Consider the following 3,806-nt stretch of genomic DNA (forward strand, 5'->3'; position numbering starts at 1 on the left):
CAATCATCGCCCACGAATAGCCGTCCGCTAATAATAAGAGGAGGTGGGCGCGTAAGCGCACGCGCTCATTGGCGCCTTTCCGATATTGCTCGAGCAACGCTTGGCGCTCCCGCTTGCTTATGCGAAGATGTTCCCCGTCCATCGCTTCACCTCCGTAGGCACTGACAAACTTTATCCATTTGCCATCCTAGGAGGTGAAGCACTTTCCGTCCAATGGGTTTTTATTTACATCGAACGTATCGACACATTCGAGGATTTCCAGTACCTGAGAACAGCGTGGGATGCGCTCTACCACGCTGACCCAGAGGCACAGTTCTTTCTTTCCTGGAAATGGTTGACCGGGCCGCTGGAAAGCTATCCAGAGGAATGGATGGTGCTGGTTGCTCGCAGTGCGGAAGGGACGGCTCTTGGACTCCTACCGTTACGGCTGAAGACCCTCTGGAGCAAGAGCCGCCAGAAACTCCGTAACGAACTCCATTTTGCCGGACGGCTGTTCTGGGCAGACTACGGCGGTATCCTCTGCCATCCTGATCATGAAGAACTGGTTCTCGGTACCTGTGCTGCATATCTGAAGCAGATGCATTGGTCCCACATCTTCCTGAAGGGGTTTCGGACCTCTGCGCGACGCTTTGAGCTGTTCATGAAGCCGTTTATGGACGAGCGATTGCTTGTCGAATCTTTGACGAGTGTCATCAACGACGGCGAAACCGATAATCTCCTATGCCCGTATATCGACCTTCCCGATACGTTCGCGGCCTATCTGGCGCAGCTCAGTAGCAATACACGGCAGAAAATCAGCCGCTTTCTGCGCAAGCTCGAATCGTCGTCTGAATACCGAATCACAACGACAGACGTGACAACGCACTCACGAGATGTGCAGATTCTCACCATGCTATGGAGCAACATGTGGGGTGAGCAGAAAGGGGCCGATACTCAGCGCCTAGCGGCGAAGTATGGGAAGATTATCCAGCGGGGCTTGGAGGATGAACTGGCCCATCTGCTTGTCCTTTGGCATAGGGAAAAGCCGATCGGTGTACTGGCGAGCTTTGTTGACTGGGAGTATTCCCGCTTGTTGTTTTTTGTCAGCGGCCGAGACGAGAACTTTCGTGACTTACCCGTGGGGTTGGTCCTACGCGCCTGGAACATTCGCTGGACTATTGAGCACGGCCTGCGAACGTACGATTTTCTGCGCGGCAATGAGCCCTACAAGTATTCACTAGGTGCTGCAGATGTACGGGTGCAGTATCCAGCAATCCGCACGAAGTCAGGGACAAACTTAAATGACAAATTAGATCCTGGCTGTATCACTGAAGCCTTGTCTTTGGCTGATGATTTTGTCAGACGAGGCCGCCAGCAGAGAGCAATCACAGCTTGTCAGCAAATCTTAGCAACTATTCCAGAGCACCAGGCAGCGATGCGACTGCTGAGGAGCCTCGAGTTCCTTCCTCAGTCTCCTGCAGCCAAACAGCCCAGACTCCCGTTTGCGCGAGAGTGAGGCCTCTCGGTCGCCACTTTGGAAGTATCGGGACAGATCACGAGGTTTGAGGCGCAAATTCGATAGATTCTTTATGCTTTCTTTTTTTAATCACTATATGTTATCAAAAGGTATTTCCTTCTCAGGTGTTTTCTCTATTTCCTTCCAATACGATACGTCTGGTAATTCCTTACACTGATTGAGGCACTATTATTTCTCTCTTTTTATAGATTGTGTTCGCGAATCATTTCGCGGCATAAAAATAAACGCGCACCTGTGGTCATTCCAGAAATGCGCCTACCGCTTCCCTGAGAGATCAAAATAATGTGGAGGGAATTATGCGTAAATTGACAAGCAATGAATTAGTGCAGGTGTACGGCGGCGGTCGCAAAGGTCACTGCGGCAAGGGTGGTGGAAAAGGTGGCTCAGGCTCGCGCGGCAAAGGCTCGCGCTCTGGTCGTGGTTCAGGCTCGGGCTCTGGTCGTGGTTCAGGCTCGGGCTCTGGTCGTGGTTCAGGCTCGGGCAAACACTAGTCACCGTTTAGCGAACGGCTGATACGACTCGTCACTTTCAGTAGATGGCGAGACTTGCTTCAGCGCCCGACACCCAGAGAAAGCTGAAGATTCACTCCTGTACGAGTAGATGAATTTTTCAGCCACTCGTGGATGTCAGGGATTGCAGTGAAAAAAGCGAGATCGGCTGAGATGCTCGATGTTCTGGGGAGCGGTAGAGATCTCGCGAATTTCTACTAGCGATTATTTGTATCACGTTCTCAGGAGATTTGCATTCGGTGCTGCATTGCTTTGCTGAAATTGTGAAACTCTATGCCATCAACAAACAAACCAGAGAAAAATCCAATGTTGTCGAAGAAGTGTGGCTCCTAGGCCAGCCGCCGCTCCGGTCTTACCTCGACTTTGTCAAAGATACGGTGATTGATGGTAATACCCTTGATCCAAAAAAGCTGACTGACGAATGGCGGGAAGCGAACGACTACTATCACGAGCTAGAAGAGCGCGAGTTTGGGATTGCTGACAAGGCGGAGTGCCGTGACCTTGATCCAGCACTCGTGCCTCTCGCTGAAGCGATTGCAGCGAATCCTTACTATCGTCACACGTTCGATACGCTTCCTACCAGCTTTGCTATGGTCGAACTTGACCGACTGATTGTGTATCAAACCTCGGTGACGCGTAACTTTGTTGATGCGCTGAAGGCGAAGATTGGGCCGAAACCTGATCCAGCTACGTTATTCCACGTTTGTTTGCCTCAGGAGCATCCGTCGGCTCCGGTCCATGCCCAGAAAGTTGGTTCGCGACGCTATGTCTTTCGTTTAGACTCGGTCGATTTTCGCTTTCATCGGGTAGCTCTTTTACAGCCCGACCAATTGCAAAACTATTATTCGTTTGGACCGATTTCCGGCGTAGCAGGTGTCGTCGTCGGGTTCGGTTCAAATTTCCTCAACGTTATCCGTGCAGACAACCGCTTGCTACTCCACAATGGGTATCACCGGGCGTGCGCATTACGAGCATTAGGCGTGACACATGTGCCCTGTATCGTTCAGACGGTCACTCGTCTGGATGAGTTGGAATTGACGGCGAAAACAATTGTGGTTGAAGACCCAGACTTCTACTTTAAAACAGCGCGCCCGCCATTGTTGAAGGACTTTTTTGATCCGAAGATTCGCAAGATCTTGCCAGTCCGTAAGCTCGTAAAAATGATCGAGGTGAATTTTGAGGTGAAAGAGTATCTCTTGCCGGAATGACCACAGGATCGGCTATGGACAAGCAATCCCTCTTCCGCCCTGAAGTACTTGTCGAGCAGCAAACCCAGTGGCTCGGGACCATTCTCCTTGCCCCTCGCTTATCGCACAGACTGTTTACCGTTTTTGCACTCATAACGACCACGGCTATTTTCGGTCTGTTGTTTTTCGCTGATTATACCCGCAAAGCACGCATTAGTGGCTGGTTGGTGCCGCAACACGGGCTTGTGCGTATATTTGCCCCTCAAGCGGGTGTTGTCACTGCACTCTATGTGCAGGAAGGAGTCACTGTTCGCAAGGGTGACCATTTGTTCGCCCTTTCTACAGAACTACAAAGTGCAGCGCTTGGTGCTACACAAGGCGAGATTGCGCGACGACTCATCGCACGACGTGACAGTCTTGTCGAAGCGCGTCAACAACACCAGCGCCTCACCGCGCAGCAGAGCCAATCACTAAGGCATGGGCAAGAATTAAGTTACCGATTAAGAGCGAGGAAGAAGCGTATAGTTCCAATCGCCATGAAACTTACCGGGTTTGATATTGAGCGCTTGAGACTCATCGTCGGAGACCTGTAGG

At 51.3% G+C, this 3,806-nt stretch carries 3 protein-coding genes and 1 pseudogene; 3 read left to right on the forward strand and 1 reads right to left on the reverse strand.

Annotation, left to right across the window (positions count from 1 at the left end):
• Positions 1–100: 100 nt before the first annotated feature.
• Complete coding sequence (locus FJ147_27805; protein ID MBM4259689.1) at positions 101–1,495, forward strand: GNAT family N-acetyltransferase; 1,395 nt, start codon at positions 101–103, stop codon at positions 1,493–1,495.
• Between the two features lie 373 nt (positions 1,496–1,868).
• On the opposite strand, the pseudogene FJ147_27810 reads toward FJ147_27805, so the two are convergent.
• A pseudogene (locus FJ147_27810) lies at positions 1,869–1,997 on the reverse strand (protein TolA).
• Between the two features lie 291 nt (positions 1,998–2,288).
• On the opposite strand from FJ147_27810, the gene FJ147_27815 reads away from it, so the two are divergent.
• The gene (locus FJ147_27815; protein MBM4259690.1) at positions 2,289–3,233 is read left to right on the forward strand and encodes a hypothetical protein; all 945 of its coding nucleotides are present in this window, start codon (positions 2,289–2,291) and stop codon (positions 3,231–3,233) included.
• Entirely contained in the window at positions 3,230–3,805 is a 576-nt protein-coding gene (locus FJ147_27820; GenBank protein MBM4259691.1) for a biotin/lipoyl-binding protein, read from the forward strand. The genes FJ147_27815 and FJ147_27820 overlap by 4 nt, the downstream gene beginning before the upstream one ends.
• Position 3,806: the final 1 nt, after the last annotated feature.

Source organism: Deltaproteobacteria bacterium (genome assembly GCA_016874775.1).
GTDB lineage: Bacteria > Desulfobacterota > Binatia > Bin18 > Bin18 > VGTJ01.